18 protein-coding genes are annotated in these 21362 nt (G+C 42.1%); 3 read left to right on the forward strand and 15 right to left on the reverse strand.

Translation table 11 applies throughout. The features are described from left to right. Positions 1–49: 49 nt before the first annotated feature. The 9 genes from ACWPW6_RS09445 to ACWPW6_RS09485 form a co-directional block, all read right to left on the reverse strand. On the reverse strand, positions 50–1993 hold the full coding sequence (locus ACWPW6_RS09445) for an exoribonuclease II (RefSeq protein WP_250000452.1): 1944 nt from the start codon (positions 1991–1993) through the stop codon (positions 50–52). Positions 1994–2101: 108 nt separating this feature from the next. Then, on the reverse strand, positions 2102–2743 hold the full coding sequence (gene nth, locus ACWPW6_RS09450; protein ID WP_154624602.1) for an endonuclease III: 642 nt from the start codon (positions 2741–2743) through the stop codon (positions 2102–2104). Positions 2744–2758: 15 nt separating this feature from the next. After that, positions 2759–3475, reverse strand: coding sequence for an electron transport complex subunit E (locus ACWPW6_RS09455; RefSeq protein WP_154624603.1), 717 nt, complete (start codon positions 3473–3475; stop codon positions 2759–2761). Between the two features lie 2 nt (positions 3476–3477). Further along, entirely contained in the window at positions 3478–4104 is a 627-nt protein-coding gene (rsxG, locus tag ACWPW6_RS09460) for an electron transport complex subunit RsxG (RefSeq protein WP_247047040.1), read from the reverse strand. 9 nt (positions 4105–4113) lie between these two features. Next, on the reverse strand, positions 4114–5199 hold the full coding sequence (gene rsxD / locus ACWPW6_RS09465) for an electron transport complex subunit RsxD (protein WP_250000454.1): 1086 nt from the start codon (positions 5197–5199) through the stop codon (positions 4114–4116). 13 nt (positions 5200–5212) lie between these two features. Then, entirely contained in the window at positions 5213–8092 is a 2880-nt protein-coding gene (gene rsxC, locus ACWPW6_RS09470) for an electron transport complex subunit RsxC (RefSeq protein ID WP_250000455.1), read from the reverse strand. Continuing rightward, positions 8085–8711, reverse strand: coding sequence for an electron transport complex subunit RsxB (gene rsxB / locus ACWPW6_RS09475; protein WP_154624829.1), 627 nt, complete (start codon positions 8709–8711; stop codon positions 8085–8087). Before rsxB ends, rsxC begins: the two co-directional genes overlap by 8 nt. After that, positions 8711–9292 carry an electron transport complex subunit RsxA gene (rsxA, locus tag ACWPW6_RS09480; RefSeq protein WP_154624828.1) on the reverse strand — a complete coding sequence of 194 codons (582 nt, stop codon included), beginning with the start codon at positions 9290–9292 and terminating at the stop codon, positions 8711–8713. The genes rsxB and rsxA overlap by 1 nt, the downstream gene beginning before the upstream one ends. An 87-nt stretch (positions 9293–9379) precedes the next feature. Next, positions 9380–9820: a DUF2569 domain-containing protein gene (locus ACWPW6_RS09485; protein ID WP_250000457.1), complete on the reverse strand. Its 441-nt coding sequence runs from the start codon at positions 9818–9820 to the stop codon at positions 9380–9382. A 227-nt stretch (positions 9821–10047) separates the two neighbouring features. Here ACWPW6_RS09485 and ACWPW6_RS09490 point away from each other — a divergent pair, with 227 nt between their 5' ends. Together ACWPW6_RS09490 and ACWPW6_RS09495 are read left to right on the forward strand one after the other, a co-directional pair. Continuing rightward, the gene (locus ACWPW6_RS09490; RefSeq protein WP_154624826.1) at positions 10048–11091 is read left to right on the forward strand and encodes an oxidoreductase; all 1044 of its coding nucleotides are present in this window, start codon (positions 10048–10050) and stop codon (positions 11089–11091) included. Between the two features lie 54 nt (positions 11092–11145). After that, positions 11146–12120 carry a bile acid:sodium symporter family protein gene (locus tag ACWPW6_RS09495; RefSeq protein WP_154624825.1) on the forward strand — a complete coding sequence of 325 codons (975 nt, stop codon included), beginning with the start codon at positions 11146–11148 and terminating at the stop codon, positions 12118–12120. Positions 12121–12583: 463 nt separating this feature from the next. Here the strand turns inward: ACWPW6_RS09495 and add are convergent, their stop codons facing one another. The 3 genes from add to manA all read right to left on the reverse strand — a co-directional run bounded on the left by add (position 12584) and on the right by manA (position 16618). Then, the gene (gene add / locus ACWPW6_RS09500; RefSeq protein ID WP_247047038.1) at positions 12584–13585 is read right to left on the reverse strand and encodes an adenosine deaminase; all 1002 of its coding nucleotides are present in this window, start codon (positions 13583–13585) and stop codon (positions 12584–12586) included. A gap of 114 nt (positions 13586–13699) precedes the next feature. Beyond that, the gene (locus tag ACWPW6_RS09505; RefSeq protein ID WP_250000459.1) at positions 13700–15331 is read right to left on the reverse strand and encodes a YdgA family protein; all 1632 of its coding nucleotides are present in this window, start codon (positions 15329–15331) and stop codon (positions 13700–13702) included. A gap of 108 nt (positions 15332–15439) precedes the next feature. Beyond that, complete coding sequence (manA, locus tag ACWPW6_RS09510; protein ID WP_247047036.1) at positions 15440–16618, reverse strand: mannose-6-phosphate isomerase; 1179 nt, start codon at positions 16616–16618, stop codon at positions 15440–15442. Between the two features lie 178 nt (positions 16619–16796). On the opposite strand from manA, the gene fumC reads away from it, so the two are divergent. After that, positions 16797–18194 carry a class II fumarate hydratase gene (gene fumC, locus ACWPW6_RS09515; RefSeq protein ID WP_154624821.1) on the forward strand — a complete coding sequence of 466 codons (1398 nt, stop codon included), beginning with the start codon at positions 16797–16799 and terminating at the stop codon, positions 18192–18194. 121 nt (positions 18195–18315) lie between these two features. Here fumC and tus read toward each other — a convergent pair whose 3' ends face one another. The 3 genes from tus to ACWPW6_RS09530 form a co-directional block, all read right to left on the reverse strand. Further along, complete coding sequence (tus, locus tag ACWPW6_RS09520; RefSeq protein ID WP_163861596.1) at positions 18316–19236, reverse strand: DNA replication terminus site-binding protein; 921 nt, start codon at positions 19234–19236, stop codon at positions 18316–18318. 125 nt (positions 19237–19361) lie between these two features. Beyond that, positions 19362–19925, reverse strand: a complete 564-nt coding sequence (locus ACWPW6_RS09525) for a lytic polysaccharide monooxygenase (RefSeq protein ID WP_250000461.1) — start codon at positions 19923–19925, stop codon at positions 19362–19364. Between the two features lie 104 nt (positions 19926–20029). Beyond that, positions 20030–21292 (reverse strand): MFS transporter, encoded by a 1263-nt coding sequence (locus tag ACWPW6_RS09530; protein WP_154624818.1) that lies wholly within the window; start codon positions 21290–21292, stop codon positions 20030–20032. Between the last annotated feature and the right edge of the window lie 70 nt (positions 21293–21362).

Genomic DNA, 21362 nt, shown 5'->3' on the forward strand with positions numbered 1-21362 from the left:
TGCTACTGATAAAATCAGTAGCATATTTATAGTATAGTATTAAAAAGAATTATGCGGCGGGGCGAGCAACGATATTACGTGTTTCCATACGCACTTCGGCGATATTGACATGAATAATATCGTTGAGTTTGTACGCAGGTTCACCTTTAATTAATACGCTGCCCGTTTCTTGGCTACATTGTATTTCGTCGCGCACAGCATGTAAGAACGGCGCTGGGATAAAAGCAACAGCACCATTATCGGTGAGTCGGACACGAACACCACCACGAGTAATATCGATGATCTCCGCTGGGAAAACTTGGTCAGTCCCCTCAAATGGCTTTAAGAAACGCGCATATAGCCAATCACCGACATCGCGTTCAGCCATGCGGTTTGCACGGCGGCGTTCAGCTAATTTTATTGACAACTCTTCTGTTGGCTTATTCGTTGAAGGCTCGCCAGCAATCACAGACTTTAATAACCGATGGTTAACGATGTCTGTATATTTACGGATCGGTGATGTCCAAGTTGCGTAAGCGTCAAAACCTAAGCCAAAATGCGGGCCGGGTTCACTTTTCACCTCAGCAAATGTTTGGAAGCGGCGGATACGACTGTCTAAGAATTGGGTCGGTTGTGCATCTAACTGACGACGTAGTTGACGGAAACCTTCCAAAGTTAGCAATGCGTCCGCGGTCGTTTCGATACCATGATCTTTCAACGTTTGTACAACTTGGTCAATTTGTAATGGTTCAAAGCCCATGTGGACATTAAATACACCAAAACCTAAGCTGTTTTTCAGTTGTATTGCTGCACACAGGTTAGCCGTTATCATGGCTTCTTCGACAATACGATTTGCTGTACGGCGGCTTTCTACAATGATATCAATGACATTGCCTTTATCATCTAATAGGAAACGATAATCAGGGCGATCTTTAAACACCAGTGCATTTTGTTGACGCCATTGATGGCGTTTATCAGCCATCTCTTTTAGTAACTCGATCTGTTGTTGATCCGCTGGATTAGCTGGCTGCCAACTACCTGTTTTTTCCAACCAATCAGAAACTTCGTCGTAAACCAATTTAGATTTAGACTCAACCCAAGCACTAAAGAATTGAATATCTTCAGCGATACTGCCATCTGCTAATATCGTCGTGGCACAGACAAGTGCAGGGCGCTGCTCATTAGGGCGCAAAGAGCATAGGTTGTCGGATAGCTCACGAGGTAGCATTGGAATGTTAAAACCAGGAAGATAATTGGTATAAGAACGTGCCAAAGCCAGTTTATCTAATTCACTGCCTTCTTTGATATAACTGGTTGGATCGGCAATAGCAATATAAAGCTTTAGATTACCTTCAGGGGTTCTTTCAACATAGAGCGCATCATCCATATCTTCCGTGCTGGCACTATCGATAGTGACAAAATGAAGGTGAGTGAGGTCAATGCGTTCAATGCCTTCATCGTCACGTTCACTATCCACCATTTGTGGCTCTGCACGATCAAGTTGATGACGACGCAGTGTTACCCACCAAGGCGCAAAATGGTCTTCACCATCCGTAATGAATTCTGTAATGTCAGCGTAAAAACCTTTATCACCTTTTAAGGGGTGACGACGCATTTCAGCAACAACCCAATCTCCTTGTGCAAATTCATGGGTAACGTCTTTGGTTGGGCGGCAAGAAATCGTATCTTTTAGTAGCGGATGATCTGGAATAACGAATAAACGGTTATCATTATCTTTTTTCTGAATTCGACCTACAAAACGCGTGAGAAAAGGTTCGACAAGTTCTTCTGGCTCAGCGAATTCACGGTCTTTATCGGTATGAATGGCAGCCACAACACGGTCACCATGCATGACTTTCTTCATCTGCGGAGGAGGTACAAAGTAGCTTTTTTGTCCATCTACTTCGAGAAAACCGAAACCTTTGTCGGTACTTTTTATCAAACCCTCAACTCGTGGGGTTTGAGAATGTAGCTGCTGTTTGAGTTGCGCGAGCAATGGGTTGTCTTGAAACATACTTACCGTTTTTATGGAGGTTGAGTTTGACTCCCATTGTTACGTAAGACAAAGTCTTAGAGCAAGAAAAAATTGCATCGTGAACAAATTACTGGGAGCAGTGTAATATTAATTTTCAGGGTAAACTTTATCTTTAAATTCGCATAAGTCTTCGATAATGCAAGAACCACAACGAGGCTTACGAGCAATACAGGTATAGCGACCATGCAAAATAAACCAATGGTGGCAATCGACTTTAAACTCAGCGGGGACGACTTTTAGGAGCTTTTCTTCCACTTCGACAACATTTTTACCCGGTGCAAAGTTAGTTCGATTACAGACCCTAAAAATATGGGTATCAACAGCGATAGTTGGCCAGCCAAATGCGGTATTTAGAACAACATTGGCCGTTTTGCGACCCACGCCAGGTAAGGCTTCGAGCGCGGCACGATCTTCGGGCACTTGGCTGTTATGTTTTTCAATTAAGATCTTACAAGTTTTAATCACACTTTCCGCTTTGGTGTTAAATAGCCCAATGGTTTTTATATATTCTTTGATGCCATCAACACCTAGCGCCAACATAGCTTCAGGTGTATTTGCTACCGGATATAATTTAGCGGTTGCTTTGTTAACACTAACATCCGTGGCTTGTGCTGATAGCAAAACAGCGATCAGCAGCTCGAAAGGGGAATTAAATTGTAATTCCGTTGTTGGATTGGGATTGTTATCGCGTAAACGAGTTAATATCTCAATACGTTTTGATTTATTCATAGCTCACAATCAATTTTATCTAGAAATATGGCTGCCGCATCCTTGTTCTTTTGGGTATTCACGTTCAGGTTGCAGACCTGACTTGAGAGCGGCTCGTTTTTTCATTTTTTCATCAATTAAATATTTACCCGCAAGCATTAATGCTAGACCGATAAAAGCACCCGGTGGCAGCATAGCGAGTAAAAACGGAGAGTCAAGCTGTAACACTTCAATTCTTAATGATTTAGCCCATGGCCCTAAAAGTAAATCTGCACCATCAAATAACGTGCCATTGCCTAAAATTTCACGCATAGCGCCGAGAACAAGTAAAGCCGCGGTAGCCCCTAATCCCATAGCAAGTCCATCAACGGCTGAAAGTGGCACTGGATTCCTTGATGCATAGGCTTCCGCGCGGCCAATAACAATACAGTTTGTCACAATTAGGGGGATAAAAATGCCTAAAGACTCATAGAGGCCGAAAGCATAAGCATTAATTAACATCTGTACGGCGCTAACAACAGAAGCAATAATCATGACATAAATAGGTATACGGATTTCACTCGGTACCCAACGACGAAATGCCGAGACAGCCACATTGGTACAGATTAATACCAGTGTTGTGGCAAGCCCAAGTCCTAGTGCATTGGTTGCTGTTGATGAAACCGCGAGTAAAGGGCATAGCCCTAAAAGTTGTACCAGCGCTGAGTTATTTTTCCATAAGCCTTGGGCAAAAAGTTCTTTAGATTCACTCATGATTATTCAGCTCCACAAATTGGGTAACTTGATAGATTTTGTGGTATTTTTTGCATAAAAACAGCAGTGCGCTTAGTGGCATTCACAACCGCTCTTGGCGTTATTGTCGCACCCGTAAATTGATCAAAATTACCACCATCTTTTTTTACCGCCCATTTAGGGTCCTGCTCAGAAGCAACGTTACCTGTTAATAGCGTGATCCAATCGGAAATTCGAGTTTCAATTTTATCGCCGAGTCCGGGGGTTTCATGATGTTCAGTCACCCTAACACCAAGGACATTACCGTTAAAATCAGCGCCAACTAATAGATGTATCGCGCCAGAATAGCCATCAGGCGCAATCGATTCGAGAGCGGCGGCGACAGGTTCACCATTCTTTCGTGCAATGTACAGTCGATGGGGTTGTTTACCGCCAAGTTGGGCCTCAGCACCGACTAAATAACACTCTTGTCCAAAATTATTATCATATAAACGGGTTGGTACGACTTGGTCAAGTAATTGCTTTTGCACAATCGCTGCTTGTTGAGCAATGGTATCCTTAGTTAACGTATAAACCGTAGCACTGAGAGCCGTTGTACCTGCTGCAAATAGCGCCAAAATAGCCCCATGACGGCGCATCGTATTCAACATACAGCCTCCTTACTTATGTCCATGCCCGTATGCACGGGGTTGCGTATAGTGGTCAATGAGAGGAACGGTAATGTTGGTTAATAAGACAGCAAAAGCGACGGCATCGGGATAACCACCATAAACACGAATTAACCACACTAATAAACCAATCATCACACCATAAATTAGGCGACCTTTTGGTGTTGTGGAGGCTGTTACCGGGTCAGTTGCAATAAAGAAAGCCCCTAACATAGTTGCGCCTGAGAGTAATTGCACTAAAGGTGGAGAGTAGCGCCCAGAATCGATTAACCAGCTTACGATTGCACAAAATGCCAATGTAGCGAGAAATGCAACAGGGATTTGCCAACTGATAATACGGCGATTCAACATGATTACGCCACCGACTAAATAGGCAATATTCACCCATTGCCAGCCAATACCAGCGAGAGAGCCTTGCAAAATAGGCTGCTGTAAAACATCTGAAATAGGATGAGTTAAAAGCCCTGTTTTAAAACTGTCTAATGGGGTTGCTTGGCTCATTCCATCGACACCCATTCGTAAGGTATCAAGCGTAACTCCAGTTGGGGTATGCCCTGTAAAAATAATTGATAGACTTTCTAATGCATTGATATTTAAAGTTTGTAACTCATGGGGAGGTAACCAACTGGTCATTTGTACGGGAAATGAAATTAAGAGTACAACATAACCGACCATAGCAGGGTTAAATGGATTTTGTCCTAATCCACCATAGCATTGTTTTGCAATAATTATCGCGAAAGCTGTTCCTAAAACGATCATCCACCACGGCGCTAATGGCGGTAGGCTAATACCTAATAATAGCGCCGTTACAACCGCAGAGTTATCTTTGAGTACATTCAATACAGGCTTTTGACGAAGGCGAATAGCAATGCCCTCGACGATAATGGCCGTGATTATGGCTAAAACAATTTGATAGAGAGTACCAATACCAAAAAAGTAAATTTGTGCCGCAATACCAGGCAAAGCGGCCAATATCACCCATAGCATAACAAGGCTAGTGCTTTGATTATCATGGGTAAATGGAGCGCTTGCAATTTTTAAACGGCGATTATTTGGGTCAATAGGCCTAAATTTCATGGTATTTAATCACTTACTCTGTCATGGTTTGTTCGTTTTGTTTTTGAGCCTGTTTCGCTTTTACACGAGCTATCGCTGCGGCAACGGCGACTTTACGAGGATCTGTTTCTTCTTCAATTGGCTGCTCAGCAGCAGGGGAAAGCATTTCCTCTTCATCGGCTTTCGCGATAAGTTGTGCTTTATCTTGTGCTGCTTTTTTGGCTTTCGCACGGGCAATGGCCGCAGCAACCGCTGCCTTACGCGGATCAACCTCAGCCGGTTCGTCAGCGCTGGTTGGCTCTGCGCTCTCTGAGGCAGTAGCCTCCTGTTGAGCCGCTTTCTTGGCTTTCGCACGAGCAATAGCGGCGGCAATCGCAGCCTTACGTGGATCAACCTCAGCCGGTTCGTCAGCGCTGGTTGGCTCTGCGCTCTCTGAGGCGGTAGCCTCCTGTTGAGCCGCTTTCTTGGCTTTCGCACGGGCAATAGCGGCGGCAACCGCTGCCTTACGTGGATCAACCTCAGCTGGTTCGTCAGCGCTGGTTGGCTCTGCGCTCTCCGAGGCAGTAGCCTCCTGTTGAGCCGCTTTTTTGGCTTTCGCACGAGCAATAGCGGCGGCAACCGCTGCCTTGCGCGGATCAACCTCAGCTGGTTCGTCAGCGCTGGTTGGCTCTGCGTTCTCTGAGGCGGTAGCCTCCTGTTGAGCCGCTTTTTTGGCTTTCGCACGAGCAATAGCGGCGGCAACCGCAGCCTTACGTGGATCAACCTCAGCCGGTTCGTCAGCGCTAGTTGGCTCTGCGCTCTCTGAGGTGGTAGCCTCCTGTTGAGCCGCTTTTTTGGCTTTAGCACGGGCAATAGCGGCGGCAACCGCTGCCTTACGTGGATCAACCTCAGCCGGTTCGTCAGCGCCGGTTGGTTCTACGTTCTCTGAGGCGATAGTCTCCTGTTGAGCCGCTTTCTTGGCTTTTGCACGAGCAATAGCCGCAGCAACCGCAGCCTTACGTGGATCAACCTCAGCCGGTTCGTCAGCGCTGGTTGGGTCTACGTTCTCTGAGGCGATAGTCTCCTGTTGAGCCGCTTTCTTGGCTTTCGCACGAGCAATAGCCGCAGCAACCGCTGCTTTACGCGGATCATTCCCCTCGTTTGCTTCCGTAGGTTGAGTGACAGTGTCACCTTTGCTTTCTTGCGCGGCCGCGGCTTTTCTCGCCTTAGCGCGAGCAAGTGCAGCGGCTACGGCAGCCTTACGTGGGTCGTTAGTATTATCTTCTGCTATCATTGTAGCGGCTTGTTTCTCGGCCTGTTTTGCTCTCGCTTGCTCTTTACGTGCCGCTCTTGCGGCAATAACCGCACTGTTATCAGGCTCTGCACCTACAATGACATCAATTGCGGATGTGGCAGCTGATTTTTTGGCTTTTACACGAGCAAGGGCTGCGGCAACAGCATCTTTATCGGATGCCTCCACTTGAACAGCTGATTTTTTATGGCGTTCTTCTCGGGCCAGTTTTTCGCGTTCCATCCGCTGCTGTTTCGCTTCAAAACGTAATTTTGCTTCTGCTGCCCGTCGTTCCTCTTGCTTAATCTCACGTATTTCTGCTTTTTCTTGTCGGTAATATTGCACGAGTGGAATATTACTTGGACAAACATAGGCGCAAGCGCCGCATTCTATACAATCAAATAGGTTATGCTTCTGTGCTTTCTCATGCTCTTTACCTTTACTGAACCAATACAGTTGCTGAGGGAGCAGAGCAGCAGGGCATGCATCAACACATAAACCACAACGAATACACGCTTCTTCAAGAGGCTTTTGCCCAACCTCTTCGATACTAGGAACCAGTAAACAGTTACAAATCTTAACAACGGGCGCGTTAAGGTCAGGCAAAGTAAACCCCATTAATGGGCCACCCATAATGACCATTTGCTCAGTTGCAGGCGTAAAACCCGTCTGTTGTAAAAGGTGTTGTACAGGGGTACCTAGACGAGTCCAAAAGTTACCCGGAGAGGCGATCGACTCACCCGTTACGGTCACGACACGTTCGATTAAAGGTTGACCATCAATCACGGCTCGTTTTATTGCAACCACCGTTCCCACGTTCTGCATTAATACGCCGATTTGAGATGAACGAGCACCGGAGGGAACCTCTTTACCCGTCAAAATTTTAGTAAGCTGTTTGGCTCCGCCAGAAGGATATTTAGTCGGAATGACCCGAATAAAAATATGCTTATCATGAGTGGTTATTGCTTTTTTTAAAGCCGCAATAGCGTCTGGCTTATTGTCTTCAATACCAATAAGAATTTGATCAGGATTGAGTAGGTGTTGCAAAACGCGACAGCCTTCGATGACCTCATCCGCATGTTCTTGCATGAGGCGATCATCCGCGGTGATATAAGGTTCACATTCCGCGGCATTCACAATTAAGGTCTTGATCGCATCTTTCCCCCCAGCAAGCTTAGAGGCTGTTGGAAAGCCTGCTCCCCCAAGTCCGGCGATACCTGCTTGTTCAATTTTTTGCAATAATTGCGCTGGGGTGAGTTGTAAATAATTAGGCTCAGGAAATAATTCGCACCAAGTATCTTCGCCATCAGCGTTGAGGCAAACCGACAGTTCTTTTAAGCCAGAAGGATGAGCGGTAACCATCGGTTTAATTGCGGTGATTGTACCGGACGTTGAAGCATGGACAGGTACGGTTCGGCCAACACCACGTGTTAAAGGTTGGCCTTTGAGTACATGATCACCCGCTTTAACAATTAACTCACCTTCAGGGCCTAAATGCTGTTGTAACGGAATAATAAGCTGCTCAGGGATTGAAGCCACGCGCATTGGAACTTGGCTGGATTGAAGCTTCATTTCAGGTGGATGTATGCCGCCTGAAAAATCCCAAATAGTATCTTTTTTCAGCCAGTTAAATAAATTAAACATGTGCATCACCTTTTACCGCAGAAAAGGGTGATTTGGGCTGTTGTTCATTAGCTGACACAGGAATATTTTTAACTGGAATACTGTTTAAATCCCATTTCCAGTTTGCCGTCGTCGTTTTCACGGGAACCAGTTCAATACAGTCGGTTGGGCAGGGTGCGACACATAGGTCACAACCTGTACACAAGTCTTCAATGACGGTATGCATCGCTCTGGTTGCACCAACAATGGCATCGACAGGGCATGCTTGGATACATTTGGTGCATCCAATACAGTTTTCCTCATCAATAATGGCAACTTTACGAACGGGATTCTGTGCACTCTCATCGCCGTCAATCGGTTGAGGGTCGACATTCAGCAGCTCGGAAATTTTCAACATAACTTGCTCGCCGCCGGGGGCACATTTATTGATCATCTCACCATTATTAGCGACGGCTTCCGCATAAGGACGACAGCCAGGGTAGCTGCATTGACCACATTGGCTTTGAGGCAAAATCGCATCGATTTTTTCGACAATAGGGTCTTCTTCAACTTTAAAGCGTAGAGAGGCATAGCCAAGGACTAAACCAAAAATCAGTCCCAAAACAGCTAAAATGCCAATAGCAATCCATAACGACATCATTAGAATTTCACCAAACCACTAAAACCCATAAATGCTAAAGACATAAGTCCAGCAGTAACTAGGCCAATAGATGAACCACGAAAAGGAGCAGGGACATCGGCAACAGCAAGCCGCTCACGAATAGCGGCAAACAAAACCATGACCAATGAGAAGCCGACTGCGGCAGCAAAACCATAAACGGCTGACTGTAAGAAACCATGCGACTGGTTGATATTTAACAGAGCAACACCTAACACAGCACAGTTAGTTGTAATGAGTGGGAGAAAAATCCCTAATAAGCGGTAGAGTGTTGGACTGGTTTTTCTGACAACCATTTCGGTGAACTGAACAACGACGGCGATCACTAAAATAAAGCTGAGGGTGCGTAGATAGAGAAGGTCAAGAGGCACTAAAATTAACGTGTCCATCAGCCAAGAACTGATGGAGGCAAGTGTCATGACAAAAGTCGTAGCAAAGCCCATTCCAATGGCTGTTTCGAGTTTTTTTGATACGCCCATAAATGGACACAGACCAAGGAATTTTACCAGCACAAAGTTATTAACCAGCACTGTTCCAATAAATAGTAAAAGATAATCAGTCATTTCATAGCCTGAAAACAAAATTAAAGAACAAAGACCGACGTATGTCAGTAAAACTGAACGTATGATAACAAGCTATTTTTGTGATGCTTATCGATCTTGTGTGAAAGTCATTTTCACGCGGGCAGAATTTTTAATGTAAGGCACAAAGACTCCCGCGCCAATAAGTGGCCAAGCGAGTGTTTTTAGTGCGATATCGTCTTCAACGGCAGCGAAGGCGAAGGTTTTTAATCCCAACAGCAATAACACTAATAGCCAAATAATAAAACGGCGAGGGAAATGTTTAGAACGAATAAACATCAATTTCAAAATATGAGCGGTAAATAGAGCCATCACAACGGTAATAAGAAATGATAAACACCAATCTAACGGGATATAACTGGACCAATTCTCAATAGTAGTGACAATTTGATAAAGTTTAATGGAATACATTACTACCATGGCGCACACAGCAAAAAATGTCATTAAAATAAAGGCGGCTGGAGCAAGGAGCCAACCCGTAATTCGATGATGGTCATAGACAGGCGTCATATCAATTTATTCCATATTTAAGTTCATAATAATTCAAATACATATTGTTACCTGCCTAAGAGCATCTAAGCTAGCGTTTAAAATGCTTTTTTTCAGTGTTCAATGGTACTTAAAATTATTTTGATAGAATCAATCAATGGATATCCTACCATAGTTTTATTTGCTAATTAATTGGTTATGGTGATACTTTTTATACGTTCTGTGGAAACTAATAAAATGAGGTTATTATGTCTGCACCAATTAAAGTGGGTATTATTGGTTATGGTTATGCAAGTAAAACATTTCATGCACCTTTTATTGCCACTTTGCCAGGTTATGAGCTGACAGCAATTTCAAGCAGTCAGCCAGATAAAGTGACGACAGATTGGCCGAATGTTACGGTAGTCTCCTCTCCAGAACAGTTACTTGCAAATCCTGAAATAGAATTAGTTATTATTCCAACACCGAACGATACTCATTATCCGCTGGCGAGCCAAGCACTAGCGGCAGGTAAACATGTTGTTGTGGATAAACCTTTTACCGTTACTGTTGAAGAAGCCGAAGCGCTACAACAACAGGCCCAAAAAGCAGGAAAAATACTTTCTGTGTACCATAATCGTCGTTGGGATGCGGGCTTTTTGACGTTAAAACAGCTCTTTGCTGACGGCTGCTTAGGTGACATTAAATATTATGAATCTCATTTTGATCGCTATCGTCCAGTGACACGCCAAAGATGGCGTGAATCGGCTGTTGCCGGCGGTGGGATTTGGTATGATTTAGGCCCGCATTTATTAGATCAAGCCTTACAATTTTTTGGTAAGCCTACCAGTATTCATGCAGATTTAGCGATGATCCGCCCTAATGCAGAAGCCGTCGATTATTTCCATGTGTTGCTTAATTACGCAGATAAAAAAGTGATTCTTCATGCTACCACCGTGGCTGCGGCGGAATCTCCGCTTTATGTCGTCCATGGCATGAAAGGCAGTTATGTTAAATATGGTCTTGATTCCCAAGAAGATAAACTAAAAAGTGGGGCGTTACCCAACGATGAAAATTGGGGTGTTGATGAACGTAACGGAGTTGTGACGCTGTCACAAGGCGATGAATTGATTTCTAAAGAGTGGGTGAACAAAAAAGGTCATTACGGTGGTTATTACCTTAAGATTTTCGACGCAATCCGTCATGGCGCCGAAAACCCAGTACAACCCCAAGAAGCGATTGAAATCATGAAGCTGATTGAAGCCGGTATCATTTCAGCCAAAGAAAAACGTACTGTAGATATTGATTTCTAAAATTAATTTTAAATTAATGAGCCAGCAAAAGCTGGCTCTTTGTTAGGTACTAAAATGAATTTGTTAGCAAAACTTAAAATTGATCCTTTCTTGCTTATCATGATTTGTGTTGTGGTAATTGCTAGCCTATTTCCTTGTGAGGGGGAGATTAAAATCGGCTTTCAATACTTAACGACAGCAGCAATTGCACTGTTATTTTTTATGCATGGCGCAAAGCTGTCTCGCGAATCTATCATGGCCGGAATTGGACACTGGCGACTGCATTTATTGGTTTTTTCTAGCACATTTATTTTATTTCCTATTATTGGTTTAGGGTTGCATTTCATGGTGCCAACTTGGATGTCACCAACCGTGTACATGGGCTTCCTTTACCTTTGCGCGTTACCTGCAACGGTACAATCGGCAATTGCATTTACTTCTGTTGCAGGCGGGAATGTTGCCGCGGCAATTTGTAGTGCCTCAGCATCGAGCATTTTGGGGGTCTTTTTATCGCCGATCTTAGTGGGCTTCTTAATGGATGAAGATGGCAGCCAAGCGATGGATACACTGAATGCAATTGGTGCTATTTTATTACAGCTAATGTTGCCATTTGTCGTAGGGCACCTTTCTAGGCCGTTATTAGCGAATTGGATTAACCGGAATCGCAAACTAATTAATATTACCGACCGGTCATCAATATTATTGGTTGTTTATGTTGCATTCAGTGAAGCGGTCGTTGAAGGGATATGGCAGCGTATTGATGCCTATTCACTCTTTATGATCGCTGTAATCAGTTGCCTTATTTTATTTATTGTTATGGTGCTCAATACATTAGCGGCTCGCCTATTTAAATTTAGCAAAGAAGATGAAATAACGATTGTATTTTGTGGCTCTAAAAAAAGTCTTGCTAATGGTGTTCCAATGGCGAATGTTCTTTTCCCAGCCTCAGTCGTTGGAGTGATACTATTGCCATTAATGATATTCCATCAAATACAGTTGATGGTTTGCGCTGTTCTTGCTCAACGCTATGCAAAGCGCTTAGCTAAATAATTAGTCCTGTGTCGAGTAGAGGTATCTACTCGATAAAATACTCGCATTTAGTTACAACATACTAATGAGTGGAAACAAACTTCATACATTAGCCACTGAGTATGAAAATGAAAAAGCTAAACAGGGCAGAATTTGGTTGAACTGCCCTAAACGGGGATGTTTGGGGTTAGAATACAGCTTATCTGACTTTATCTTAAAATCCGTTTAAACATTTAATGACAGCGGATAGTAAGGTTGAAAATGAATATTCAATCTATTAACTAATTGAATAATAATCTTATATATTATTTCTATGTCCCATCAACTCAATAACATCGATTTTATCCACTGTTAAAGGAGGTTGTTTATGGCGGGAGAGCGGCTCGAAACTCTCATGCCTTAATGCGCTAGAGCAAGAGTTGATAGCTAGCAACCGTTTGTTCTCTAAGCCAACCTCCCAAAATGAAAAAGGAATATCCCCTGATTAGCGAAGGGCAGCTTTTTGTCGCAATTGCTGCTTTTCGCTCTCACTGAGAAAAGACATCGTTAATCCATTGATTTGCGCCTGTTCAATTTCAGCTTGCGTTAATCCTGCCATCGGAGCGGCGATATTATATTCATGGTCTAGCTCAATACCTTCAACCGCTGGGTCATCTGTATTGATTGAGGCTAATACGCCGTGATTTAAAAACATTTTCAACGGATGTGCAGATAATGATGATACTGTACTCGTTTGAATATTGGAGGTCAGGCAGCTTTCAATACCGATTTTATGTGAGGCTAAGTACTCAATGAGTTCTGGGTCTTCATTTGCTTTAACGCCATGACCGATTCTTTGCGCACCTAACTGTTTAATCGCATGCCAAATACTCTCTGCACCTGCCGCTTCTCCCGCATGAACCGTTATTTGCAAACCGGCATCACGAGCTCGGGTAAAGTGGGTATTAAATAGGGAGCCAGGAAAACCAAGTTCGTCACCAGCAAGATCTAGCGCACAAAGCTTATCACGATGAGCGAGAAGACCCGCTAATTCTTGAGAACAAGCTTCTGGTCCGAAAGTCCGGCTCAAAATACCAATTAAATTGATCTTGATATCATACTGCTTACAACCCGCCATTATCCCATCAATCACGGCTTCAACGACACCTTCAATGGGTAATTTGTGTTGCATTGCCATATAGTAGGGAGAAAAACGTAGTTCAGCGTAGTCAATGCCTGCATTATAAGCATCTTCAACATTTTCTTGAGCCACTCGTTTGCAGGCATCTAAATCTGCTAACACAGCGACTCCCCAATCTAATTTTTGTAAAAATCCGACTAAATCAGCTTCTTGCGTCATGATTTGTACGTGAGGGCGTAGAGTTTCTAGCTCATAGGCAGGCAACGCGATATTATGCTGTTGAGCGAGAGAAAGAATCGTTTCAGGGCGGATATTACCATCTAAATGGCGGTGGATATCCGTTAATGGCAGTTGTCTGTTAATCACTAATTGCATCCCTTTATCTTGCTGATAGTTCGTTGTATATATGTTCTTAGTATAGATGTAAAAACGCCAGTCAAAATTGATTGACTGGCGTTTTAAGATTTATTTTAAACTAAATTAGTTTGCTGGTTGTGCGACTTCTGCACCTTCAGCTGGCGCTTCTTCAACTTCAGGAACGATGATTTCTTCTTCATAATCCAGAGTGCTTTCTGGGCTAGACATGATCTTCATCTTAGTTAAGAAGTCAGCTAAAGTGTATTTATCCGCGTTGAAAGTAATATCATTACCTGCAAATTTGATAGTCATTGTCAGGTCATTACCTTTTTCAACCATCCACGGTGATTTTTTCTGCTTAGCTTTTTCAGCACGTTCTTCGTCTGTCATAAACATTTCTTCAAACGGAGAAGAGAACATATCAGAAGTCAGCATCATTTGTGCTTGTTCAAATTCAGCTGTTGCTTGTTCCACATACTGTTTTTTGATTTCAGCATCGACAGCTTTACCTTGATCTAAAATAGCTGCTTGAGCAAGCAACTCGATCGCCATAGGTTTATTCAGCGTGAAATTAAAGTCAAAAGAGGTCAACAGGCTCTTAACTGCTTCATCAACCTTATTCGACAACGCTAATGAAGTCAGTTCGTCTTGATTCCATTTGTTGAAAGTCATGCTTAAGTCAATTGAGCTTTGTCCAGCATCATTTTTCCAGTAAGCAGGGCTAATCGAAAAGGTTGGTTTGCTTTGCAGCAGTTGAGGTAATGTTTTTGTGACTATATCCATAGCAATTTGTTCCCCAGCAGCGGATGGATTACCACTTGCCAGACCTTCTGCTAAGGCTTTGTTATACTGCTCAACAAATTGACCTAATGCTTTTGCATCTAATTTATCGATTGAAAGAACCGCTTTACCTGAACCTAAGTTTTGTCCTAGCGCTGTCAGTCCATCAATACTATAAGCTAAATTCCCTTTGACCGTTTCTTTTTCAAGAACAGTATCTGAATTGATAGCTAAATTTTTGAAAGAAAATTTAACTTCAGGGATATTAAAATCAGTATCTGCGATAACAAACTCTTGTTTACCCGTATAGAAGCCATATTGAGTTTTCGTTACGTTAGAGATTAATTTCAATCCTTTTAAGGTCATTCCCTCAGATTTATCTGCTTTTTGAATCACTAAATTATCAGTGATTAGAGATGCATCCACTTTTTCGAGGTCAGATGTCGTATTGAACACCATTTTTGAACCGCTGAAAGAGATACTTGCATCTTCTTTCGAATATTCAATCGGTAACAGTTCTAAATCTGAATCAATACTTTTGCTATAACCAATTACAGCATCACCTGAAATAAAAGGTTTACCTTTTGTTATTTCAAATAATTCTTTTGTAGAAGCGTTATTTGCCAATTCAATATGTGCTGCACCTAATTTCGGCATTAGGTTAAATTTAGCAACTTGTGATAGCGGGAAAGGGCCGTGATCAATATCGGTATTGAAAACGATAGTTTCATCAGGACCTGCTGATTCAGCTGCTGAAATAACGATATTTGCTTGAGATGAGAATACGCCACGTTTAAAGTTTTCAACTTTAAATGTGAGTCCAGCTTCTGGCGCATTTGCAGCAAAAAATGCGTTAGTGTTGCTGATAACTTTGTTTAATTCCTTTTCTACTTTAGAGCCAGTATACCATGACGCCCCTGTCCAAGCAGCACCCACAGCAATAATAACACCAACTGCAACTAATGACTTTTTCATTATAAACATCCATCCTTTCAGCACGTTATTCAACATGCAATGAATTTTGTACAAGTTTTAACAAACCGTCTTTTGCGTGCAATCAAGACGAACAAAACGCAAAATAAATCAAAGGTTATACACGCGAGCAAGTTCACCTATACCTGTTAAGCGAACTTCTTTTTCAAAGGCTGAAATAAAAACAGATTCTCCAGAACTGATTTTTAATTCTTCACTGCCTGATCTCAAAACTAACTCACCGTCTATACAAAATAAGATAGAAGCTGTCTCATTAGTTATGTTTATCTCCGTGCCGTTAATAGAATATATATTAAATGCAAAATCTTCTACTGGTATATGGTATTTACAGATATTTCCTGATTTCTGGGGTTCACTAAGTAAACTTTTGCTTGTTTTAGGAACAAAATCAACGTTAGCTATCAATTCAGGCACATCAATATGCTTATTGGTCAAACCAGCTCGTAGGACATTATCTGAATTTGCCATGATTTCTAAACCTACACCTTCAATATATGCGTGTGGCGTTCTTGCATATAAGAACATCGCTTCGCCAGGTTGTAACTCAATCACATTAAGCAGAAGTGGCACAAATAAACCAGTATCTTCAGGATAAAGGCTAACCATTTGTTTTATCGTATTCCAAGGTTCACCTTGGCGGCTATTAAGTGCCGCTTTTAATACACCTAATGCTAATTCTTTCTGCTCCCCAGAAAGACTGAGAATTTGTGCAAATAATTTAGCCAGCTTTTCTTCCGTCGGTGATTGAACAAAAAATTGAATTTCAGGGTGTGCCGCGGAAACAAAATCAAGTAACTCGGCGATCTCTTGCAATGGGCGAAATGCATTCATCGCTTTAAAAGGGGTGAGCGCATAAATTAGCTCAGGCTTATGATTATCATCTTTATAATTACGGATAGGTGAGTCTAGAGGGATACCCGCTGCATTTTCTTTAGCGAAACCAACCTCAGCGTAAACTTTATTCGGATGAACCTGTACAGAAAGGGGTTTTGCTGCACACAATACTTTGAATAAAAAGGGCAAGCGTGATGAAAAAGACGCGGCTACTTTTTTGCCTAGAATTTTCTCAGGATCACTGGCAATGTAATCAATTAATGAGAGTTTTTGACCGGTTTTAGCGTTAACAACATAAGAACTCGCTTTAGGATGGGCCCCCATCCATAATTCGGCCATTGGCAAATGTTCTGGGTTAGGGATAGCGTATAACTGTGTGAGCGCAGTTTTACTTCCCCAGTCATAATTTTGAACTTTATTAATCATTTTTAGCATAGCCAAACTCTCTTTTTCTAAAAATCAACTTATTTCCTTGATACTACAATACAATAAACACGGTTAAGTCGCATTATTGAAATTAAATGTGTGGCATCATAGAGGGGTATTGCCAGCTTACCTGCAAGCTGGTGATTTTAAAACCGATTATTCTGTGTATGTACTTAAGGAGATAGTAATGGCAGCCACTCGCATTGAAAAAGACTCAATGGGACCAATTGAAGTACCAGCTGACCAGTTGTGGGGCGCGCAAACCCAGCGTTCTTTAGAACATTTCCGTATATCTGTAGAGAAGATGCCAGTTGCTTTAATCCATGCCTTAGCGGTGACTAAAAAAGCAGCTGCAAGCGTTAACATGGATTTAGGATTACTTCCTAAAGATCGTGGCGATGCGATTATCGCTGCTGCTGACGAAGTACTCGCTGGTAAGCATCCGACAGAATTCCCTCTTGCTATCTGGCAAACAGGTTCTGGCACTCAAAGTAACATGAATATGAATGAAGTGCTTGCAAACCGTGGTAGTGAGATCTTAGGTGGCCAAAGAGGTAATGACCGTCTTATTCACCCGAACGATGATGTTAACAAGAGCCAAAGTTCCAATGACGTCTTCCCAACAGCTATGCACGTTGCGGCCGTTGTTGCTATTCGCGAACATTTACTTCCTGAGCTAAAAGCATTACATAAAGTATTAGATGCTAAGGCAAAAGAATTTAAAGATATCGTTAAAATTGGTCGTACACACCTACAAGATGCAACTCCGCTGACGTTAGGCCAAGAAATTTCTGGCTGGGTAGCGATGTTAGCTCACAATGAAAAACATATTGAAAACTCTGTACCTCATGTGTGCGAACTGGCTCTTGGCGGTACCGCGGTCGGTACGGGTTTAAATACTCACCCTGAATATGCTGTACGTGTCGCTAAAAAAATTGCTGAGTTAACAGGGCAACCATTTGTTACTTCACCTAACAAGTTTGAAGCATTAGCAACGTGTGATGCTTTAGTTCACGCTCATGGTGCACTAAAAGGTCTTGCTTCATCTTTGATGAAAATTGCGAATGATGTTCGTTGGTTGGCATCTGGTCCTCGTTGCGGTATTGGTGAGATTGCAATCCCTGAAAATGAGCCAGGTAGCTCAATTATGCCAGGTAAAGTTAACCCAACACAATGCGAAGCGCTAACGATGCTTTGTGCTCAAGTTATGGGTAACGATGTTGCTATCAATATTGGTGGTGCTTCAGGTAATTTTGAGCTGAACGTATTCCGTCCAATGGTCATTGATAATTTCTTACAATCAATTCGCCTCTTGGCCGATGGTATGCGTAGCTTCAATGAGCACTGTGCGATTGGTATTGAACCAAACCGTGAGCGCATTGAAAAACTTCTGCATGAATCACTGATGTTAGTGACTGCACTAAATACCCATATTGGCTACGATAAAGCAGCTGAAATTGCTAAAAAAGCCCATAAAGAAGGGTTAACGCTGAAAGAATCAGCTTTAAAACTGAATTATCTAACCGCTGAACAGTTCGACGAGTGGGTTCGTCCTGAAGATATGGTTGGCAGCATGAAAAACTAATTAACAGATTAGTTTAAGCTAAAAAAAGCACTTGCTTAACAATAAGTAAGTGCTTTTTTATGTTGCATAATCTATGTACTTTTTATCACGCTCAATCTCCAACGAACATCGCATTTTATCTCTAGACTTCTTGATATAAGTTGAGGCGAGGGATCAATAATTCTATGGGCTTTGATCGGGGGCGGTTGCGAAGAGTAATATTGTCTGCGTTATAATCCGGCAAATCACCGATCACAATATCATCTAATGATTTTTCGACGGCAAATATGATTAACGGATTGGCACAGGCAAGTTGAGTCTGTTTTTGTTGTGCGCTATCCCAAACACGAGCAATAGGCTGAACTTTCACCGGTCTCTGAGTTTTAAGTACGGCATCCTGATTTAGCTGACTAATTAGAGTAATTTCTTGCTCTAATTGCTTCAGCCAATGTTCTCTAGGTATACCTAATGGTTGACGGCCATTTTCTAATGAGGCTTGCAACTTATTTAATACCTGTTCTTTGGTGGTCTTATTGATGACTTTTTTATTTGCCCAGCCAAATCTAACGGTATCGACATCCGTTAGATAAGTTAAAGAACGATAAGTATTTAACGTCAATAGACCATGGAGACTATCATGAATAAACTCAAAACGTTGTGATTCATCGACGCCAGATTGCTGAGTCACAATCTTCTTTATTTTCACTTTTAATTCATTGATATCTTCTAGTAATGAATGAAACATCCGATAAGTAGAATAGGGCGCATTTATACAAATAGCACCGGGTAACCTAACTGCCGATTTGTTGCTGGTTAACTCTGATTTATCATGAATAAACAACAAATTAAAATGCGCTATAGCATGATTGATTGCATCTTTTCCTGTTATTTTCTCAACCTCAATATGTTTTATTTCATTATTTTCATCACCTTTCATTATTTCAGGGAGACGAAATACGGAGGCAGAAAAAACGGGCTGTTCAGCCATGAGATGACTAAACTTACTTATTTTGTTCTCTAATTGATTAAAGCAATTTATAAGCTCATATTTAGCATTTGTCATAAGCCAACACACCCATTTAGTTACAACATTCTATGTGTTGAAAATATAACAAATCTTCAGCATCGTGCAAAATAAATCTGTCAAACAGAACGAAAGGGGCCTTCTTTTCCCCTTTATAAAAAGTCTTATTTGATATTGAGGTCTATCACTTGATAAAAAGCATTACCCGTATCAGCAATCGTCCAAACCGCTAACACCAGTTGATAGCCTAAATTTTCTTTTGGTAATGTACAATGATGCTCGACGACTGAACCAGGGCGTTTGGGTTCATCATACTGGCAAAATGGTGTTAAAACTAATTGATTACGGCTTATTGGTAAATTAGGGTTCCAATTCGGCTTGGTAATAAAGTATTCCCACTTAGATGTTGAATGTCTGGCAGTTAAATACCATTTAAACGTTTGTTGAGAGTGATGAAGATCATTTTTGCTCCAACGAGCGGCTGTTTGCACATCAAGTTCAGCAAAGCGAGTAATACCCGCACTTGCGATTTGACCATCTATAGGGCCTGATAAAGGGAAACCTTTTGCAGCTTCAAGAGATTGTGGCTCATATTGTATTGCACCACACTCGGCATTGAGCTTTTGATTACACAGGTAAGCACGGCTTTGTGGTTCAAATACATAGCCGTGCGCGAATATAAATGTTGAAAAACAGAGTAGAAAAGGAAATAAAAATAGATTTTTCATTGGTTGCCCTCATCGTTGTTGAGAGCAACATTTTCACTGAATCAAACTCACAAAATAAATTTCATCATTTAATAGGTATTGATAAAGTAAAGACACTGGCTTGATCAGCAGTTAGCCTTTAATTTGTAAGCGATTAGCATACCAATAAGAAGCAGCCCAGCAATAAACCAAGCAACGCCAGCCCATCCAAATTGCAGCCAAAAAATCCCGCCAACAGTTCCTGCAATACTTGAACCTGCATAATAACTAAACAAGTAAAGTGAAGAAGCTTGGCCTCTAGCCCGTTTAGCTCGGTGTCCAACCCAACTACTGGCGACTGAATGAGCAGAAAAGAACCCAGCTGTTAACACCGTCATTCCCAAAAGGATGAGCCAAAAACTCGAAAATAGTGTTAACAAGATCCCTGACAACATGAGAACTAATGCAGCAATCAGCACACTTCCCAAACCAAATCTAGAGGTTAAACTTCCGGATTTCGATGCGCTATATGTACCTGTTAAATAAATTATTGATAATAAGCCAACAGTAGCTTGGCTAAAATGATAGGGGGCTTCAAGTAATCGATAACCAATATAGTTATACATAGTGACAAACCCTCCCATCAAAACAAAGCCTTCAACAAATAACCATGGTAAACCTTTATCACGAAAATGAAGGCGTAAGTTAATCCACAAATTTTTGGGTTTTAAAGAGCTTGCTCTAAAATGTTGTGAAGGTGGCAATAACCGCCAAAAGCCAATTGCAGCAATTAAAGCTAGGCTGCCCAACAAAACCACAGCGACACGCCATGAATAAAAATCAGCGATAATGCCCGTAACAAGACGTCCGCTCATTCCACCAATAGAGTTACCACTAATATATAACCCCATTGATAATGCGACATAGCTAGGATGGATTTCTTCACTTAGGTAGGTCATCGCAACCGCTGCAACACCACTCAACGATAATCCAACGAGCGCTCTAGCAATTAAAATACCTTGCCAACTTTGCATAAAAGCACTTAACAGTGTGAACAATGCCGCACTTGTTAACGCAACGACCATGACATTTTTTCGTCCAATCGCATCGGAAATTGGTCCAGTAATCAGTAGCCCTAGCGCCATTAATCCAGTACTTAATGATAACGAGAGACTAGCCGTAGCAGGGGAAACATTAAAATCCTCTGATAACATCGGCAAAATCGGTTGCACAAAATAAAGTAATGCAAATGTGGCTAACCCCACGGTAAAGAATGAAAGTGTCACGCGCAAATATAGTGCATCATCACGTTGAATATAGTGCTTTTTAGGGACAGTATTCTTATTTGAGTTATCCCGCGTTCCGTTAGCGGTGTCTTCAGTAGTAAGACTATTTGATGAATGTTCCATAGAGATTTCCTTGCCATATAACCCAATTGATTTCGATCAAAGGATAGAAATCTCAGACTATTTTGTCTAA

Source organism: Providencia sp. Marseille-Q8014, from assembly GCF_965112055.1.